At 74.5% G+C, this 17,974-nt stretch carries 15 protein-coding genes and 1 pseudogene; 4 read left to right on the top strand and 12 right to left on the bottom strand.

Going from position 1 to position 17,974, the window contains the following annotated elements; translation table 11 throughout:
• Both mptB (MCBG_RS27975) and mptB (MCBG_RS27970) read right to left on the bottom strand, forming a co-directional pair.
• The coding region (mptB, locus tag MCBG_RS27975; RefSeq protein WP_043329308.1) for a polyprenol phosphomannose-dependent alpha 1,6 mannosyltransferase MptB at nt 1–1,426 on the bottom strand (1,426 nt) is incomplete at its 3' end.
• An 11-nt stretch (nt 1,427–1,437) separates the two neighbouring features.
• The gene (gene mptB / locus MCBG_RS27970; RefSeq protein WP_181373801.1) at nt 1,438–2,841 is read right to left on the bottom strand and encodes a polyprenol phosphomannose-dependent alpha 1,6 mannosyltransferase MptB; all 1,404 of its coding nucleotides are present in this window, start codon (nt 2,839–2,841) and stop codon (nt 1,438–1,440) included.
• Between the two features lie 45 nt (nt 2,842–2,886).
• Here mptB (MCBG_RS27970) and MCBG_RS35370 point away from each other — a divergent pair.
• Nucleotides 2,887–3,825 (top strand): annotated as a pseudogene (locus tag MCBG_RS35370) (hypothetical protein); the annotation flags it as partial.
• 859 nt (nt 3,826–4,684) lie between these two features.
• Here the strand turns inward: MCBG_RS35370 and MCBG_RS35365 are convergent.
• The 4 genes from MCBG_RS35365 to MCBG_RS27955 are packed head-to-tail and all read right to left on the bottom strand — an operon-like array spanning nt 4,685 to nt 8,479.
• The gene (locus MCBG_RS35365) at nt 4,685–5,260 is read right to left on the bottom strand and encodes a [protein-PII] uridylyltransferase family protein (RefSeq protein ID WP_369799338.1); all 576 of its coding nucleotides are present in this window, start codon (nt 5,258–5,260) and stop codon (nt 4,685–4,687) included.
• Nucleotides 5,182–5,532, bottom strand: a complete 351-nt coding sequence (locus tag MCBG_RS35360) for a hypothetical protein (RefSeq protein ID WP_369799337.1) — start codon at nt 5,530–5,532, stop codon at nt 5,182–5,184. Before MCBG_RS35360 ends, MCBG_RS35365 begins: the two co-directional genes overlap by 79 nt.
• Nucleotides 5,529–7,709, bottom strand: coding sequence for a bifunctional [glutamine synthetase] adenylyltransferase/[glutamine synthetase]-adenylyl-L-tyrosine phosphorylase (locus MCBG_RS27960; protein WP_369799336.1), 2,181 nt, complete (start codon nt 7,707–7,709; stop codon nt 5,529–5,531). The genes MCBG_RS35360 and MCBG_RS27960 overlap by 4 nt, the downstream gene beginning before the upstream one ends.
• A gap of 2 nt (nt 7,710–7,711) precedes the next feature.
• On the bottom strand, nt 7,712–8,479 hold the full coding sequence (locus tag MCBG_RS27955) for a type 1 glutamine amidotransferase (RefSeq protein ID WP_030504183.1): 768 nt from the start codon (nt 8,477–8,479) through the stop codon (nt 7,712–7,714).
• 113 nt (nt 8,480–8,592) lie between these two features.
• On the opposite strand from MCBG_RS27955, the gene MCBG_RS27950 reads away from it, so the two are divergent.
• The gene (locus MCBG_RS27950; protein WP_282596306.1) at nt 8,593–9,468 is read left to right on the top strand and encodes a S66 peptidase family protein; all 876 of its coding nucleotides are present in this window, start codon (nt 8,593–8,595) and stop codon (nt 9,466–9,468) included.
• Nucleotides 9,469–9,564: 96 nt separating this feature from the next.
• Here MCBG_RS27950 and MCBG_RS27945 read toward each other — a convergent pair whose 3' ends face one another.
• Nucleotides 9,565–10,470, bottom strand: a complete 906-nt coding sequence (locus MCBG_RS27945) for a Vgb family protein (RefSeq protein WP_043329300.1) — start codon at nt 10,468–10,470, stop codon at nt 9,565–9,567.
• Between the two features lie 181 nt (nt 10,471–10,651).
• On the opposite strand from MCBG_RS27945, the gene MCBG_RS27940 reads away from it, so the two are divergent.
• A complete protein-coding gene (locus MCBG_RS27940) occupies nt 10,652–11,143 on the top strand; it encodes a hypothetical protein (protein ID WP_043329298.1) in 492 nt (163 codons plus the stop codon).
• Nucleotides 11,144–11,314: 171 nt separating this feature from the next.
• Here MCBG_RS27940 and MCBG_RS27935 read toward each other — a convergent pair whose 3' ends face one another.
• From MCBG_RS27935 to glnA, 5 genes are all read right to left on the bottom strand, one after another.
• Complete coding sequence (locus MCBG_RS27935) at nt 11,315–12,742, bottom strand: M28 family peptidase (RefSeq protein ID WP_051611414.1); 1,428 nt, start codon at nt 12,740–12,742, stop codon at nt 11,315–11,317.
• A 182-nt stretch (nt 12,743–12,924) separates the two neighbouring features.
• Entirely contained in the window at nt 12,925–13,290 is a 366-nt protein-coding gene (locus MCBG_RS27930; RefSeq protein ID WP_043329294.1) for a VOC family protein, read from the bottom strand.
• Between the two features lie 97 nt (nt 13,291–13,387).
• The gene (locus tag MCBG_RS27925) at nt 13,388–14,080 is read right to left on the bottom strand and encodes a helix-turn-helix transcriptional regulator (protein WP_043329292.1); all 693 of its coding nucleotides are present in this window, start codon (nt 14,078–14,080) and stop codon (nt 13,388–13,390) included.
• A gap of 32 nt (nt 14,081–14,112) precedes the next feature.
• Entirely contained in the window at nt 14,113–14,538 is a 426-nt protein-coding gene (locus MCBG_RS27920) for a DUF350 domain-containing protein (RefSeq protein WP_043329290.1), read from the bottom strand.
• 80 nt (nt 14,539–14,618) lie between these two features.
• Nucleotides 14,619–15,968 carry a type I glutamate--ammonia ligase gene (gene glnA / locus MCBG_RS27915; protein WP_036344036.1) on the bottom strand — a complete coding sequence of 450 codons (1,350 nt, stop codon included), beginning with the start codon at nt 15,966–15,968 and terminating at the stop codon, nt 14,619–14,621.
• Between the two features lie 206 nt (nt 15,969–16,174).
• On the opposite strand from glnA, the gene MCBG_RS27910 reads away from it, so the two are divergent.
• On the top strand, nt 16,175–17,935 hold the full coding sequence (locus MCBG_RS27910) for an NAD+ synthase (protein ID WP_043329288.1): 1,761 nt from the start codon (nt 16,175–16,177) through the stop codon (nt 17,933–17,935).
• Nucleotides 17,936–17,974 lie beyond the last annotated feature (39 nt).

The raw sequence follows: 17,974 nt of genomic DNA, 5'->3' as shown, positions 1-17,974 counted from the left end.
CCGTCATCAGCACCGCGCCGGGCGCCTTCGTGAACCGGGCCAGGTTGGTGCCGTCGGGCAGCGTGAGCAGGGAGACCGCCGCGCAGGGGGCCACGAACCACACCTCCCGGGCCAGCGGCACCGCCGCGACCGCGAGCAGCGTCAGCGGCCAGATCGCGTACCAGGGGTGGAAGACCGGCGCGAGCAGCACGGTGGCGGCGAGCGCCAGTCCCGCGCCGTGCTGCGCCACCCGGGGCCGGGCCACTGTCAGCCGGGCCACCCGCTGCCGGCTGTCGTTGAGCCGCCGCAGCGTCGTCCACGCCCGCCACCAGAGCGCCGCCAGCAGCCCGGCCAGCAGCGCCAGCGCGACCGTCCGGGCCACCGGCACGGCCGAGGGCCGCCGCCCGGCCAGTTCACCGGCGTAGTCGATGACGAACCCGATCGCTGTGGGCGGTGAGGTCCACTGCTGCGAGTCGCCGCTGTGGCCGAGTCCGCCGATCCAGCCCAGCCCGAGGCCGGTGGCGAGTGAGACGACGAGCAGCGTGCCGAGCACCGACGCGGCCAGTTGCCCGCCGTCGCGCAGCAGCGCCCGCCAGGTGTAGCGGCCGAGCACGGCGGCGAGCGCCGCGAACGGCAGCGCCACGACCGCCACCGCCTTCACCGCCACGGCCAGGCCGAGCAGCACTCCGGCGACCAGCAGCGCGCGCGGTTTGCCCGGCAGGCGGACCAGCACCAGCAGGCCGAGCAGGAGCAGGCCGAGCGCGAGCGCGTCGTTGTGCGCGCCGGCCACCAGGTGGATCCCGACCAGCGGGCAGGCGAGCACCAGCCAGGCGGCCCGGCGGGTGGGCACGCCGGCGGCCCGGGCCAGGCCGGGCAGGCAGAGCGCGGCCAGCAGCACCCCGGCCACCGCTACCAGCCGCAGCGCCACGACGGTCCCGATCAGGCCGCCGCCCGCGAGGACGGCGATCCCGGCCAGCAGCACGAAGAACGGCCCGTACGGCGCCGGGGTGTCCCGCCAGATCGGCGACACCGAGTCGGTCCACGGGCAGCCGGCCGCCGCGACCCCCACCCGGTACGGGCTGAGGCCCTGCGTCCACGTCCAGCCCTGGCAGGCGTACGAGTAGACGTCGCGGCTGCCGATCGGCGGCGCGGCGAGCAGCGGCAGCGACCAGAGCCCGGCGGTCACGTACGCCCACCGGCCGGACGGCGCGCCCCACCGCAGCGACCACCAGGCGCCGACCAGCAGCAGCGTCCCGGCCAGCCAGCCGCCGAGCGTCAGCGGCCCGTTCGGGGCCGCCCAGATCGCGGCGAGCGTGCTGCGCGGGGGCGGGCCGGGCAGCGCGCCGCCGAGCCACCCGGCGACGGTGAGCAGCACCGCCCCGGCGAGACCGGCGTAGCGGGCGACGGCGGCGGCGATCGGCCGGACCGGTCCGTCGACCTCGCTCACCGGCACACTCCTCAGTCCGCGGGAACCGGCTGCCGGCCCTTGCGAGCCGACCGTACCAACCAGACGACCACGCCGATCACGAACAGCGTCATCAGCGGCGCACCGGGCATCTTGCTGTACCGGGCCAGCCCGGTTCCGTCGGCGAGCACCAGGAACGACGACACCACGGTGACGATCGAGAACCAGAGCGTGCGGTGCGCGGTGGCGGCCAGCACCGCCAGCGGCCACAGCCAGTACCAGGGGTGGAACAGCGGGGACAGCGCGACGGTGGCGGTGAGCGCCAGCGCGGCGTGCCAGAACGGCTCACCGCGACGCAACGAGCGGAACCACAGCCAGATCAGCACCCCGACCAGCACGACCATGCCGATCGCCCGGGTCACCGGCAGCGCGTCGACGTGCACCCCGAACGGCGCCAGCAGATAGCCGACGGTCTGCCCCACCGCTGTCGGCGGCGACGTCCAGGCCACCACCAGGCTGCCCTGCTCCAGCCCGCTGATGAACCCCAGCCCCAGGCCGGAGACGAGCGTCACCCCGGCCAGCGCCACGAGCGATCCGCCGACCACCCACCCGCCGTCGCGGACCAGCGACCTGATCCGGTACGCCCCGACGATGGCGGCGAGCGCGGCGAACGGCATCACGACCAGCGCGGTGACCTTGACGGCGGCTGCCAGTCCGAGCAGCGCCCCACCGGCGAGCAGCGGCCAGGGCCGCCCCGGCCGGGCCGCCACCACTGCCAGCCCGGCCACGAGCAGGCCGATCATCAGCGCGTCGTTGTGCGCGCCGGATATCAGGTGCACGGGCACCAGCGGGCTGGCCAGCGCCAGCCACAGCGCCCGCCGCGGCGGCACCCCGCAGCGGCGGGCCAGCACCGGCAGCGCCCACGCGGTGAGCGCCACCCCGGCCACGGCGAGCAGCCGGAACAGCGCGACCGCGCCGAGCAGCGACCCGGTCGCCTCCACCACCGCACCGGCGAGCAGCACGAACAGCGGCCCGTACGGCGCCGGGGTGTCCCGCCAGATGTAGGAGATGGTGTCCAGCCAGGGGCAGGGCAGCGCCGACACGCCCTGCTCGTAGGGGTTGATCCCGGCCGAGAAACTGGCGCCCTGGCAGGCGTACGCGTACACGTCCCGGCTGCCCAGCGGCGGCGCGACGAGCATCGGCAGCAGCCACAGCGCGACTGTGACCAGCACCCAGCGCGAAGACGGCACCCGGTCCCGCAACGACCACCACGCCCACGCCAGCAGCCCGGTGCCGACCAGCCACAACCCGATGATCAGCGGCCCGTTCGGGCCCTGCCAGATGCTGACCGGGGTGGGACGCAACTCGCCGTCGGGCAGGGCGCCGCCGAGGAACGCGGCCACGGCGAGCAGCACCGAACCCGCCAGGCCGATCCAACGCGAGAGGTGGTGAGGCACGCCCGACATGCTGCCAGTACGGTGGTTCGCGATCAGGAGGTGGGCATGCGGGGTGGTCGGGTGGTGGCGGTGTCCGCCGCGTTCGCGCTCGTCCTCGCCGTGCTCCACCTCACGCTGCCGGTCACCGGCTCGGACCTGTCCGCCCAGGTCGCCCGCGCCGACTTCTTCGCCGCGCACCCGTCCGCCCTGGTCGACCTGCGCTGGTACGGCGGCGTGCACCCGTGGGGCTACAGCCTCGTCTCGCCGCCGCTGATGGCGCTGCTCGGCGTACGCGTCACCGGCGCGCTGGCCCTGCTCGCCTCCGCCACCGCGTTCGCCGCCCTGCTGGTGCGGACCCGGGTGCCCCGACCGCTGCTCGGCAGCCTGGTCGGCGTGGTCACGATCGCCGGCAACCTGGTCTCCGGCCGGGTCACCTACGCCCTCGGCGTCGCGTTCGGCCTGGCCGCGCTGCTCGCGCTCACCGTGCCCGCCCGACGTGCTGCCGCCGTCGACGCCTCCGGCACCGGTGCCGGTGCGGCCGGTGCCGCTGCTGGTCCGGCCGGCCCCGGCCCGCCGGCCTCCCCCGTCGGCATCTGGGCGGGCCGGAGCGTCTGGGCGGCCGTCGCCGCCGTTGTCGCCGCGCTGCTCGCCTCCGCGGCCAGCCCGGTGGCCGGGCTGTTCGTCGGGCTCGCCGGCGTCGCGCTGCTGCTGAGCCGCCGGTACGCCGACGGCCTGCTGCTCGCCGTACCCGCGGCCGGACCGCTCGCCGTGACCGGGCTGCTGTTCGGCGAGGGCGGCTGGATGAACATCAGCCGCACCGACACCGTGCACGCCGTGGTGACGAGCCTGCTGGTCGCGGCGCTCGTGACGTACCGGCCGGTGCGGGTGGGCGCGCTGCTGTCCGCGGCCGGGGTGCTGGCGTCGGCGTTGCTGCCCACCCCGGTCGGGCTCAACGCCACCCGCCTGGTGGTGATGTTCGCGCTGCCGCTGCTGGCCGCCGCGGCGACGCCACCGGCGAGGCTGGGCATCCCCCGGTTGCCCCGGACCGCCGGCGCGGCCGGGCTGGCCGCCCTGCTCGCTGTCGTCTGCTGGTGGCAGCCGCCGGTGGTCACCGCCGACCTGCGCAGCGCCGACGATCCGACGGCCGACCCGGCGTACTTCGCGCCGCTGCGCGCGGAACTGGCCCGGCGCGGGCTCACCGGACGGGTGGAGGTGCCGCCGACCCGCAACTACTGGGAAGCGGCCCGGATGGGCGAGGTGCCGCTGGCCCGGGGCTGGCTACGCCAGGCCGACATCGACCGCAATCCGCTGTTCTTCACCACGGTGCCCGGCGCGGACGGCACCGGCATTCCGCTGACCCCCGTCACCTACCGGGACTGGCTGGCCGACAACGCGGTGCAGTACGTGGCAGTGCCCGACGCCGAGTTCTCCTGGGTGGGGCGATCCGAGGCGGAGCTGGTGGAGACGGGCCTGCCGTACCTGACCGAGGTCTGGTCGGACCGGCACTGGAAGCTGTACGCGGTCGCCGAGCCCACCCCGATCGTCGGCGCGCCGGGTGAGCTGATCAGCCAGGACGGCGCCTCGATCACGTTCCGCGCCCCCGCCCCCGGCCCGATCCCGATCCGGGTCCGCCACACCCCCTGGCTCACCGCCTCCCACAACGCCACAGTCATCCGAGACGGCAAGTGGACCACGGTGACGGTCCCCCGAGCCGGCACCTACACCCTCACCAGCTGATCCACCCCCTCCCCCCGCCCTTGATCACCGTCGATCTTGCGGTTACGGCCCCTCAAGAGCCGGATATGCCCCTTTCGCCGGGGCCGCAAGTGCAAGATCAACGCCGAGGGGAGGTGGGACGGGAGGGCTAGAGGGGGGACTCCAGGATTCGCTGGACGACCGTGCGGGAGTGGCGGCCGGTTCGCAGGTACTCGTCGAGGAACTCGCCCTGGTCCTCGCGCCCCAGCAGCCGCACCACCCCGGCCAGCTCCACCCCGTGCCGGGGCAACTGGTCCCCCGCCCGGCCGCGTACCAGCATCAGCGCGTCGCGCACCTCGGCGGCGAGCGTCCAGCCGGCAGCCAGCTCGGCGGCGTCGGTGGCGTCGAGCAGGCCGGCGTCGCGGGCTGCGGTCAGGGCGTCGAGCGTACGGGTGCCGCGCAGCTCGGGGATCCGGCCGGCGTACCGGAGCTGAAGCAGCTGCACGGCCCACTCGACGTCGGCGAGCCCGCCCCGGCCCAGCTTGGTGTGGGTGGCCGGGTCGGCGCCCCGGGGCAGCCGCTCGGTTTCCACCCGCGCCTTGATCCGGCGGATCTCGATGACCTGCTCGCGGGTCAGCCCGTCGGCCGGGTAGCGCACCGGCTCGATCATCGCCTCGAACTCGGCGCCCAGGTCGGCGTCGCCGCAGACGAAACCGGGACCCGCAGCAGCGCCTGCGCCTCCCACACCCGCGACCAGCGCGCGTAGTACTGGGCGTACCGGCGAGGCTGCGTACCAGCGGGCCCTGCCGGCCCTCGGGGCGCAGGTCGGCGTCCACACCGAGCGGCGGGTCGGGGGCGGGCGCGGACAGCAGCCGGCGCAACTCCCTCGGCGATGGCCTGCGCCGCGGCGCTCGCGGTGCTCTCGTGCACGCCGGGCGGCGGGTCGTAGACGAACAGCACGTCGGCGTCGGAGAGGTAGTTGGACTCGTACCCCCCGAGCCGGCCCATGCCGATCACCGCGAAGCGCAGGCCGGGCGGCCCGGGGTGGACGGTACGGGGGCGCGCAGCGCGGCGGCCAGCGTGGCGTCGGTGACGTGGGACAGCGCGGTACCCACCGCCGTCACGTCGACCACTGTGGGCCGCCGCTCGCCGCCGCCGACCGGGCGCGGGGTGAGCGGCGCGAGTGAGCCGGCGCGGCTGAGCACGTCGGCGGCGGCGATGCGGACCAGTTCCCGGCGGCGCAGCGCACGGACCGCCCGGATCGCCTCGACCGGGTCGTCGTGCCGGGCAGCGGCCGCGGCGAACCCGTCGACGAGCGTCTCGCGCGGACGCGGGGTCAGTTCGCTGTCCTCGGCGAGCAGCCGCAGCGCCTCCGGCTCGCGGGACAGCATGTCGGCCGCGTACCGGGACGAGGAGAGCACCCGGGCCAGGCGGCGCGCCACCGGGCCGGAGTCGCGCAGCAGGCGCAGGTACCACGGGGTGCTGCCGAGCTTGTCGGACACCTGCCGGTAGTTGAGCAGGCCGCGGTCCGGCTCGGGGGCGTCGGCGAACTCGTCGAGCAGCACCGGCAGCAGCGTGCGCTGGATCGCGGCGGTACGGCTGACGCCGCCGGTGAGCGCCTGCAGGTGCCGCAGCGCGCCGGCCGGGTCGGCGAAGCCGAGCACCTCCAGCCGGTGCCGGGCCGCCTCGGGCGTGAGCCGCAGCCCTTCGGCCGGGACCCGGGCCACGGATTCCAGCAGCGGCCGGTAGAGCAGTTTGGCGTGCAGCCGGCGTACCTCGGCGGCGTGGGTGACCCACTCGGCGCGGAACTCCTCGACGGCGCTGCGGCCCGGCGTGGCCGCGTAGCCGAGCGCGGCGGCGAGCCAGCGCAGCGCGGCCGGTTCGGTCGGCACGGTGTGGGTGCGGCGCAGGGCCTGGAGCTGGAGCCGGTGCTCGACGGCGCGCAGGAAGCGGTAGCCGCGCAGCAGCGCCTCCCCGTCGGCGCGGCCCACGTAGCCGCCGGCCACGAGCGCGCGCAGCGCCGGCACGGTGCCCGGCACCCGCAGCGACTCGTCGCCCCGGCCGTGCACGAGCTGGAGCAGCTGGACGGCGAACTCGATGTCGCGCAGCCCGCCCGGACCGCGCTTGATCTCGCGTTCCAGCTCCTTCGGCGGCACGTTGTCGAGGATCTTGCGGCGCATGGACCGGACGTCCTCGACCGCCTCGGGCCGTTCGGCGGCGGTCCAGACGAGCGGGGCGAGCGCCTCGATCCACTCCCGGGCCAGCTCCAGGTCACCGGCGGCCGGGCGGGCCTTGAGCAGCGCCTGGAACTCCCAGGTGCGGGCCCAGCGCTTGTAGTACGCGAGGTGGCTGGCGAGCGTGCGGACCAGCGGGCCCCGGTTGCCCTCGGGGCGCAGCGCCGCGTCGACCGGCCAGGCCACCAGCCCGCAGATCTGGATCAGCCGGGTGGCGATCTGGGTGGCGGCGGGCAGGTCGTCGTCGGTGGCGGAGACGAAGATGACGTCGACGTCGGAGACGTAGTTCAGCTCGTCGCCGCCGCACTTGCCCATCGCCACCACTGCGAGGCGGGGACGCGGCGTGCCCTCCGGCAGCTCGTCGGCGGCGATGTCGTAGGCGGCGGCCAGCGTGGCGTCGGCCAGCCCGGACAGCGCCGCCATGGTCTGCTCCAGGCCGCGCCCGCCGGTCAGGTCGGCCGCCGCGATCCGCAGCAGCGCGAGCCGGTACGCCTGCCGCAGCAGCGGGACCGCGCCGGTCATGGTGGTGAGCCGGGCGGCCACGCTCAGGTCGAGCCGTCCGTCCGCGGTGGGGGCGAGCCCGTCCGGCTCGGTGGCCAGCACCGCCCACTGCCCCGGGTTGGCGACCAGGTGGTCGCCGAGCGCGGAGGAGGCGCCGAGCACCGCGATCAGGCGGCGGCGCAGCCCGGGGTCGGCGGCCAGCGCGTCGCGTACGGCCACCTCGTCGCCGGAGCGCCGCTCGGACTCGACCAGCCGGTGCAGCTGACGCAGCGCCAGATCGGGGTCGGCGGCGCGGGACAGCGCGGCGAGCAGTTCGGCGGCGCGTTCGTCGGCCGGCTCCTGCGTCTCGGGCCGCCACAGGTCGAGCCCGCCCGGGCCGAGCAGGTCGGCGGCGCGCGTAGCGCCGTCCCCCTCGGCGAATCCGTAGCGGGCCAGGCGCCCGCGGGCCGGCCGGGTCACCGTCAGGCCCCGAGCAGCGGCAGGCTGCGGCGCGGGTTGTCGTCGCCGAGTTCGCCGAGCGCGAGCGCGGCGAACCGGATCGCGAACGGCTGCCACGCCTCCTCGACGTCGGCCATCACCCGGTCGCAGGCGGCCACCACCAGTTCCGGGTCGTAGTCCAGCTCGGCCAGCACCGCCGAGTCGCGGGACCACTCGGCGATCATCGCGGTGTCGCACTCGATGTGGAACTGCAGGCCCCAGGCCCGGTCGCCGAGGCGGAACGCCTGGTGCGGGTAGCGGGTGGACGCGGCCAGCAGCGTCGCGCCGTGCGGCAGCTCGGTGATCTCGTCGGCGTGCCACTGGAGCACGTCGGGCATCAGCGGCACGTACCGGAACAGCGGATCGTCCTCGGCGGCGTCGCGCCGGCCCACCAGGGCCGGGCCGATCTCCGGCCCGGACGGGCTGCGCTCGACCAGGCCGGCGTGCGCGGTGGCGAGCAGTTGCGCGCCGAGACAGATCGCGAGCGTGGGCACCCGCTGGCGGACCGCCTTGCGCAGCAGCCCCTCCAGCGCCGGGAACCAGGGCGCGCCGGGGGCGCCGTCGGACCCCGGGTACGCCTGCTGGTCGCCGCCGAGCACCACCAGCGCGGCGTATCCCTCCAGGTCGGCGGGGAGCGCGTCACCGGCGTGCGGACGCAGCACGCGCAGTTCCAGGCCCCCTTCGGTGAGCCACTCCCCCAGGCGGCGGAGGTCGTCGGTCGGGTCGTTCTCGATCACCAGCGCGGTCGCCACGACGTCGAGGCTAACCGGTGCGGCCGACAGGGCACGGTCCGGCAGGCCCTAGGCTCGCGATCGTGCCCGACGACTGCCTGCGCCCACCGGCCCTGCGTCCCGGCGACGCGGTGATGCTGGTGTCCCCGTCCGGACCGACCCGTCCCGAGCGGGTGGCCCGTGGCATCGAACTGCTCACCGGCTGGGGGCTGCGTCCGGTGCCCGCGCCGAACGCGTACGCCCGGCGCGGTTACCTGGCCGGCGACGACGCGCTGCGGGCCGCGGACCTGAACGCGGCGTTCGCCGACCCGGAGATCCGTGGGGTGATCTGCACGCGGGGCGGCTACGGCGCGCAGCGGGTGGTGGACCTGATCGACATGGCGGCGGTACGCCGGGACCCGAAGGTGGTGGCCGGGTTCTCCGACATCACCGCGTTGCAGTTCGCGCTCTGGCGGGGTGCCCGCCTGGCCGGGGTGCACGGCCCGGGGGCGGCGTGGCGGGACGAGCGCACCCCGCTCCGCTCGGCGGAGTCGCTGCACGCCGCGCTGACCAGCGCCGAGCCGGTGACGGTGGCGGCGGTCGAGGCGGAGGAGACTTACCCGGTGCGGGTGCCCGGCCGGGCCGAGGGCCGGCTGATCGGCGGCAACCTGTGCCTGATCACCGCGTCGATCGGCACGCCGGACATGCCGGACCTGACCGGTGCGATCCTGCTGGTCGAGGAGGTGCAGGAGCCGCCGTACAAGATCGACCGGATGCTCACCCACCTGCGCCGCTGCGGCGCGCTGGACGGGATCGCCGGGGTGGCGGTGGGCCAGTTCACCGAGTGCGCGGACGGCTGGGACACCACTGTCGTGGACGTGCTCACCGACCGCCTGGGCGACCTGGGCGTTCCGGTGCTCGGCGGCCTGCCCGTCGGCCACGGCCCCGACCAGCTCACCGTCCCGGTGAACACCCCCGCGGTCCTGGACGCCACCACAGGCACCCTGACGGTGACCTCCGCCGTCCGCTGAAGCCGAGCCCCGGCGCCGGCCCGGCCCCGGCCCCGGCCCCGGCGATCATGAAGTTAGCGGCAGTTCAGAGATCCACAACTGCCGCCAACCTCATGATCAACGCGGCGCACGCGGCGCGGGCGGGGTGAGGTGGGCGACCGCGCCGATCTCCAGGGCTGCCCAGACCGCGCCGTCGGGGGTGACCGTGAGGCCGTGGGGCTCCGACGCGGGGGTGGGCAGGGTGTGGGCGGTGATGTGGCCGTCGGGGTCGAGGTGGGCGATGCGGTTGGCGCCCCACTCGGTGAACCAGCAGCCGCCGGCCGGGTCGGCGACGATCGCGTGCGGGCGTGCCGCGCGGTCCGGCAAGGGGAACTCGTCGATCCGCCCGTCCGGCGTGATCCGGCCGACCTGCCCGGCGGCGATCTCGACGAACCAGAGCGCGCCGTCGACACCCCGGGTGATGCCGACCGGCCCGGCCGCCTCGGTGGGCAGCGGATGCAGCGTCACCGATCCGTCCAGGTCGATCCGGGCGATCGCGTTCGCCTGGTTGAGCGTGAGCCAGAGCGCGTCGTCCGGCCCGGCCGCGAGCATCGACGGGAAGCCCTTCTCGACCGGCAGCGGGAAGGACGTCACCTCCCCGTCGACGCTCACCCGGCCGACCGTGTCGTCGTTCATGCCGGCGTACCAGAACGCGCCGTCCGGGCCCACCGCCAGCCCGCACGGGCCGCAGCCGGGCGGCAGCGCCACCGAGCCGGTCTCGCCGTCGACGGCGATCCGGCCGAGCCGGTCGTCGCCCGAGCGGGTGTACCAGAGCGCGCCGTCGGGGCCGCCGACGATGATCAGCGGGCGGCTGCCGGGTGGGTCGTCGCGGTAGGTCCGCACCTCACCGTCGGGGCCGAGCCGGGCGACGCCGCCGGAGCCGGCCAGCGCCAGCCAGAGCGCGCCGTCGGACCCGACCGTGATCGAGTACGGGCCGGAGCCCGGCCCGGTGAGCGGGATCTCGCGGATGGCAGGCTGTGTCATGGCGTGGCCTTTCGTCGGGTTTCGCCCAGCCTCGCGGGCGCTCCGGCACACCGGCAACACGAATAAAACGGGCCTTCCGGACGGGATTGCCAGCCTGCTGACAGGTTCGCCACGGGTTGCCCTCAGTTCCGGGGCTCACTGTCGGTGACGTCATCGCACCACCACCGAACAGGAGAATCGCATGATCCGCACGATGTCGAAGAAGCACCTGCTGGCCGGCCTGGCCGCTGCCGGCGTGCTCGGCGTCGGGATCGCCGCCCCGACGGTGGCGCTCGCCGACGACAAGAACCCGAAGCCGTCCTCGAGCGCCAGCAGCACCGACCAGGGTGACGAACGCCGCCAGAAGCACGCCGACCGGCAGGCCGAGTTCGCCGAGGCGCTCGCCAAGGAGCTGGGCGTGTCGACCGACAAGGTCACCGCGGCGCTGGAGAAGCTGCACGAGCAGCGGCAGGGCGACCGCCCGGAGCGGCCGGAGCGGCCGTCGACCGAGGACCGGCAGGCCGCGCTGAAGGAGCGCCTGGACCAGGCCGTCACCGACGGCAAGCTCACCCAGGAGCAGGCCGACGCGGTGCTCAAGGCCGCCGAGGCGGGCGTGTTCCCGGGTGGCCCCGGCCACGACGGCAAGGGCGGCCCGCACGGCGAGCGCGGCAAGGGCGGCCCGGACGGCAAGTGACCGCACGGCCACGCCGTTTCCCGCCGGCCGGCCCTCCTCGTGACCGGCGCCGGCGAGGCCACCGCCTGACACCAGGCGGGCGGGACAGAGGCGCCGCACCGGGACTCCCCGGTGCGGCGCCGGTCGCCGTCCCCGTGACACCGCAGCCGGCGGCACGGGGACGGCAGTAAATCAGCGAGCGGTCGCGTACGCGGCGCAGCCGATCAGTTCGAGGGAGACCTGGAGTCGCTCGAGGCTGATGTTCTTGGCGATGGTGTCCTCCGGGGTGTGGTACGGCGGCTCCAGCAGCGCCGGGCTCGTCTCACCCCGCCAGGAGAAGTTGGCGCTGGCGATGCCGACCTCCTGGAAGGACTGGTGGTCGCTGGAGCCGCGCTGCGTCACCGGCGACATCCGCGGGTCGTAGCCGAGGCGTACACCGGCGGCGGCCACCTCGTCGGTGGCCCGGTTGGACTGGCCGGTGAAGGACAGCAGCCAGTAGAGGGTGGCCGGGTCCCAGCTCGTGGCGACCATGTCGTTCTGGTACACCGCCAGGAAGCGGTCCCGCTCGGCCTGCGGGAGCTGCCGGACGTGGTGACGCGAGCCGAGCAGGCCCTGCTCCTCCGAGCCCCACAGCGCGAACCGCAGGGTGGCGTCGACCGGGATCGCCTTCATCACCCGGGCCAGTTCGAGGCAGAGCACCGTGCCGGAACCGTCGTCGTTGGCGCCGGGGGCGCCGATGACAGTGTCGTAGTGGGCGCTGACCATGACGACCGGCCCGTTCGCGCCGGACCGCCCGACCCGCTCCGCGATGACGTTGTGGGACGTCAGGTTGCGGTGCGCGACGGTGGAGATCGTGAGCGTGAGCCGCCCGGCCGCGAGCAGGGCACGCAGCCGCTCCTTCTGCGCCTGCGCGACGCCGACCACCGGGATCGGCACCGGCGTGCCCGCCGAGCCCGGCAGGGTCGGCGAGAACGCGCTGCTGCGCCGTGGCGGCACCCCGTCGGCGGCGAGGAACACCACGGCGGCCGCGCCGCGCGCCACAGCGGTGGCGACCAACTGCTCGCGCCGGGCGGCCACGTAGTCGACGAGCACGATCTGGCCGGTGACGCTCGCCGGGTAGTTCTCTTCAGCACCCGCGCCCACGTCCACCACGTCACCCTGGACTGTGGTGTCCAGCGCGGCCTGCGGGGAGGCGCCGGCCTGCCAGTTCAGGTCGGTGGGCAGCCCGGCCGGCGAGGCGAGCTGGGCGAGGAACTTGTCCGCCACCGCGAACGGCTCCAGCCGAACCTGGTAGCCGAGGCGGTCGAGCTGCTTGGCGATGTAGTCGGCGGCACGCCGCTCCGAGGCGGTCCCGCCGATACGCGGCCCGATCTCCTCGCTGAGGACGCGCAGGTGCGCCAGCGCCCGCTCGGCCGAGACCTGGGCGATGATCTTGCGATCGTCCGACGTGAGCGCCGGCTTCCGGCTGGATCCGGGGCGCTTGTCGTCGGCCGCCCAGGCCGGCGCGGGCAGGGCCACGGTGGCGGCGCCACCGAGAGCGATGGTCAGCATGCGGCGTCGGTTCACAGTGGATCCGGTGATGTCCGTGGCGGGGGAAGAGGGGTGGCCGTCGTTGGTCATACGCTTCTCCTGACTGTGCGAGCCGACCGGCGTTGGCCGTCCGACTCGGAGGATCTTGAACATAACCCGAGGTAGGGGGCGCATCCAAGATCCTCTCCGGCGATCACCGGACCCGACATCGACCGGTCTCTCGCCCGCCGTCGCTCCACCGTGGCCGGCCGCCACGGGTGGACGGACCGGGGTCAGCCGCCGGCCGGCGGGGTGAAGACGCCGAGCAGGTTGCCCGACGGGTCGTGCAACAGGGCCCGCACCAGACCGGCCGGCGTGGTCACCGGCCCCGTCACCACGACGCCGCCGGTCGCCTCGGCCCGGCGGCAGATCTCCGCGACGTCCGCCACCTCGGCGTAGAAGATCGCGTAGTTGCCGGCGTCGGTGCCCCGGATCGCGCCGCCGATCCCCCGCTCACCGCCGGCGGTCGTCTGCCGGTACGACCCGGCCGGGCCGCCCTGCTCCTCGAAACTCCAGCCGAACAGGTCGGCGTAGAACCGCTGCGCCTCGTCCGGGCGGTCGGAGCTGATCTCGAACCAGGTCACGGGCGTGCTGGACATGCTTCCTCCTGAGGTTCGCGCCGGCGGTCGGCCGGCGTCGTCAGGAATCAGCGTGGTACCGGGACACGACAGCGTCCTGTCGGTGTTTCGACAGGGATCAGACCAGCGTGAGCGGGCGCACCCGGTCGACCGGCACGTCGAGGTCGTCAGCACGCCACTCCCGGGTCACCGGCTCGGCGAGCGGGCGCACCGAGCGGATCCGGTCGGTGCGGAAGCAGCGCACACCGTCGCGCAGCCGGCACCAGGCGACCAGATACCAGTGCACCGAGTTGCCCAGGTAGGCCAGCGGCTCCACGTCGCGTGCCGAGTCGGCGCCGTCGCGGTCGGCGTACCGCAGGCGCAGCACCCGCCCGGCGGCGACCGCGTCGGCGACGACGGCCGGGACGGGCGTGCCCGGCCCGTCGCCCACCAGGTGCACCCGGCCGGCGAGCCGGTGCGCCTCGGCCACCGCGGCCGGCGGCATCACCGCGACCAGCTTGCGCAGCGCGGCGCCGGCCGCCGCGGCGAACGGGGAGCCGCCGAGCCGGTGCAGCGCGACGGCCATCGCCACGGCCTCGGCCGCCGTCAGGTTGACCGGCGGGAGCGTGCGCGCCCGGTCGACGACGTAGCCGCCGGTGCGGCCCGGCTCGGCCCAGATCGGCACGCCCGCGCCCTGCAACGCGGAGATGTCCCGCTCGACGGTGCGGGTGCTGACCTCGAAGCGGCGGGCCAGCCAGCTCGCGCTGCGCGGGCGCGGCGACACCGCCCGCAGCTCCTCGACCAGGGCGTAGAGGCGATCGGTGCGGTTCACCCCCGGACGCTAACCCGGGGGTACGACACCGCTCAGGCGATGCAGGCGCAGACGATCAGCGCGGCGCCGAAGTGGGTGGCGGCGCTGACCTTGGCGGCCGGGTGCGGCTCCTCGGCGGCGATGACGTCGCCCAGCCGGCCCGGGGTGAGCAGGTCCAGCACCAGGAACGCCAGCGCCATCACCAGCAGGCCGACCAGCCCGAAGACCACAGTGGAGGCGAGCCCCTTGGTGAACGAGCTGTAGCTGGTCAGCACGGCGGTGAAGACGATGCCGGCGATGCCGAGCTGGTTCGCGGCGAGCAGCAGCGCGGCGTTGCCGTTGCGGCGTACCCAGATCAGCTCCCGCAGCTTGCCCGGGGTGAGCACATCCACGAGCAGGAATCCGGCGGCCATCAGCGCCACCCCGACGATCCCGAACACGATGCTCTGCCACGCCCCGTCGAGCAGGTCTCCCAGCACCCAACGCCTCCCCGGCTCACCCGCCCGGCGAAGGTGCCGGGACGGTGCCGCAGACGATAGCGGCACCGTGCCAGGATGATCTAGAGAGACAGGTAGCGCTGCCGCTCGTACGGGGTGACCTCGCGGCGGTACTGCTCCCACTCGGCCCGCTTGTTGCGCAGGAAGAAGTCGAAGACGTGCTCGCCGAGCACCTCGGCGACCAGCTCGGAGCCGGCCATCACGTCGATCGCCTCGGCCAGGTTCTCCGGCAGCGCCTCGTAGCCCATGGCGCGGCGCTCCGCGCTGCTCAGCGACCAGACGTCGTCCTCGGCGCCCGGCGGCAGCTCGTAGCCCTCCTCGATGCCCTTGAGGCCGGCGCCGAGCATCACCGCGAACGCCAGGTAGGGGTTGGTCGCGGAGTCCAGCGAGCGGACCTCGACCCGGGCCGAGTTCGGCTTGCCGTACGCGGGCACCCGCACCAGCGCGGACCGGTTCAGGTGACCCCAGCAGACGTACGCGGGGCTCTCGGTGATCCGGTCCGGCAGCGCCTGCGGGAACAGCCGCTTGTACGAGTTGACCCACTGGTTCGTCACCGCGGTGTACTCCCGCGCGTGGGTGAGCAGCCCGGCGATGAACGACTTGGCGACCTTCGACAGCTTCATCGGGTCACCGGCGTCGTGGAACGCGTTGCGCTCCCCCTCGAACAGCGACAGGTGGGTGTGCATGCCGTTGCCGGGCTGGTCGGTGAACGGCTTCGGCATGAAGCTGGCCTGCACACCGGTGGAGAGCGCGACCTCCTTCACCACGTGCCGGAAGGTCATGATGTTGTCGGCGGTGGTGAGCGCGTCGGCGTAGCGCAGGTCGATCTCCTGCTGGCCGGGGGCGACCTCGTGGTGGCTGTACTCCACCGAGATGCCGATCCGCTCCAGCGCCAGCACCGCCTGGCGGCGGAAGTCCCGCGCGACGGCGTGCGTGGTGTGCTCGAAGTAGCCGCCGGTGTCCACCGGGATCGGCACCGAGCCGTCCTGCGGGCCGTTCTCCAGCAGGAAGAACTCGATCTCCGGGTGGGTGTAGAACGTGAAGCCCTTGTCCGCGGCGCGGGAGAGCATGCGGCGCAGCACGTGCCTCGGGTCGGCCCAGGACGGGCTGCCGTCGGGCAGCGAGATGTCGCAGAACATCCGGGCGCTCTCGCCGCTGACGCCGCCCTCGAACGGGAAGACCTGGAACGTCGTCGGGTCCGGCATGGCGACCATGTCCGACTCGAAGACCCGGGCGAAGCCCTCGATCGCGGAGCCGTCGAAACCGATGCCCTCGTCGAAGGCCGCCTCCAGCTCCGCCGGGGCCACCGAGACGCTCTTGAGCGTGCCGAGCACATCGGTGAACCACAGCCGGACGAAACGGATGTCCCGCTCTTCCAGCGTACGGAGGACGAACTCCTGCTGACGGTCCACTTCCACCCCTCGTTACACGTACGTCCGCACCGGCGCCGGGCCGGCTCGGCCTGACCGCCCAGTCTCCACCGGGCTCGTTACGCCGACGTTACGCCCTCCCCGGCCGGCCGTCCCGCCGTGTCCGCCGCGCTGGGACGCACGGGCCGGCACGCCTGTCTGCCCCAACCGGTCGGATTCGGCCGGGAGGGCTGGGGGAAGATGAGGACATGCCCACCCTGCGTCTCGCCCTGTGCCAGGTCAACCCGACGGTAGGCGACCTCACCGGCAACGCCGGCCTGGTCCGCGAGTGGACCCGCCAGGCGGCCGGCTCCGGCGCCCAGCTCGTCCTGTTCCCCGAGCTGATGCTGACCGGCTACCCGGTCGAGGACCTGGTCTTCCGCCGCTCGTTCGTGGCCGCGTCCCGGGCCGCGCTGCACCGGCTCGCCGCCGACCTCGCCGCCGACGGCCACGGTGACCTGCCGGTCCTGGTCGGCTACCTGGACGCCGACGGCCCGCCGCAGGTCAGCTCCGACGCGGAGCCGGGCAGGGGCGCCCGCAACGCGGCGGCGCTGCTGCACCGGGGCGAGGTCGTCGCCACCTACTTCAAGCACCACCTGCCCAACTACGGCGTGTTCGACGAGGACCGCTACTTCGTCCCCGGTGACACGCTCACCGTGGTGCGCGTCGGCGGGGTGGACGTGGCGCTGACCATCTGCGAGGACCTGTGGCAGGCCGGTGGGCCCTTCGCGGCGGCGCGGCAGGCCGGCGTCGGGCTGGTGCTGAGCATCAACGGCTCGCCGTACGAGCTGAACAAGGACGACGTGCGGCTGCCGCTGGTGCGCCGGCGCGCCGCCGAGGCCGGGGCCGCCATCGCGTACGTGAACATGGTCGGCGGCCAGGACGAACTGGTCTACGACGGCGACTCGATGATCGTCGCCGCGGACGGCACGCTGCTGGCCCGGGCGCCGCAGTTCGTCGAGCACCTGCTGGTGCACGACCTGGAGCTGCCGGCGGCGGCCGGGACGCCCGGCGAGGCCGGTGGGCTCAGTGACGGCATGCGGGTGGTCCGCGGCGAGGTGGCGACGATCCCGGCCACGCCGCCCGGACCGGCTGCGGACGGCGGCATCATCGAGCCGGTCGCCGACGAGGCCGAGGTGTGGCACGCGCTGGTGCTGGGCCTGCGCGACTACGTCGACAAGAACCGCTTCCCGTCGGTGGTGCTCGGCCTGTCCGGCGGCATCGACTCGGCGGTGGCGGCGGCCATCGCCGTGGACGCGGTCGGCCCGGAGCGGGTCGTCGGCGTCTCGATGCCCAGCCAGCACTCCTCCGAGCACTCCCGCACCGACGCCGAGGACCTGGCCAAGCGCACCGGCCTGGACTACCGGGTCGAGCCGATCCAGCCGATGGTGGACACGTTCCTGGCGAACATGTCGCTGTCCGGGGTGGCGGTGGAGAACCTCCAGGCCCGGGTACGCGGCGTGATCCTCATGGCGCTGTCGAACCAGGAGGGCCACCTGGTGCTCACCACCGGCAACAAGAGCGAGCTGGCGGTGGGCTACTCGACGTTGTACGGCGACTCGGTGGGCGGCTACAACCCGGTCAAGGACGTCTGGAAGACGCTGGTGTGGCGGCTGGCGAAGTGGCGCAACGCCGACGCGGCACGGCGCGGGCAGACGCCGCCGATCCCGGAGAACTCGATCGGCAAGCCGCCGTCGGCCGAGCTGAGCCCCGGCCAGCTCGACAGCGACACGCTGCCCGACTACGACGTGCTCGACCCGATCCTCATCGGCTACGTCGACGGCGACCTGGGCCGCGACGGCCTGGTCGAGTCCGGCCACGACCCGGCCGTGGTGGACAAGGTGCTGCGGATGGTGGATACCGCCGAGTACAAGCGGCGGCAGTCCGCGCCGGGCACCAAGATCTCCATGAAGGCGTTCGGGCGGGACCGGCGGCTGCCGATCACCAACCGGTGGCGCGAGGACGGCTGACCGCTCCCGGCCGGGGAGTGACATCCTCCACTCCGATCT

Origin of the sequence: Micromonospora sp. M42 (assembly GCF_000568915.1) — a bacterium.
GTDB classification, from domain to species: Bacteria; Actinomycetota; Actinomycetes; order Mycobacteriales; family Micromonosporaceae; genus Micromonospora; species Micromonospora chalcea.
This window is presented reverse-complemented; position numbering and strand designations above follow the sequence as displayed.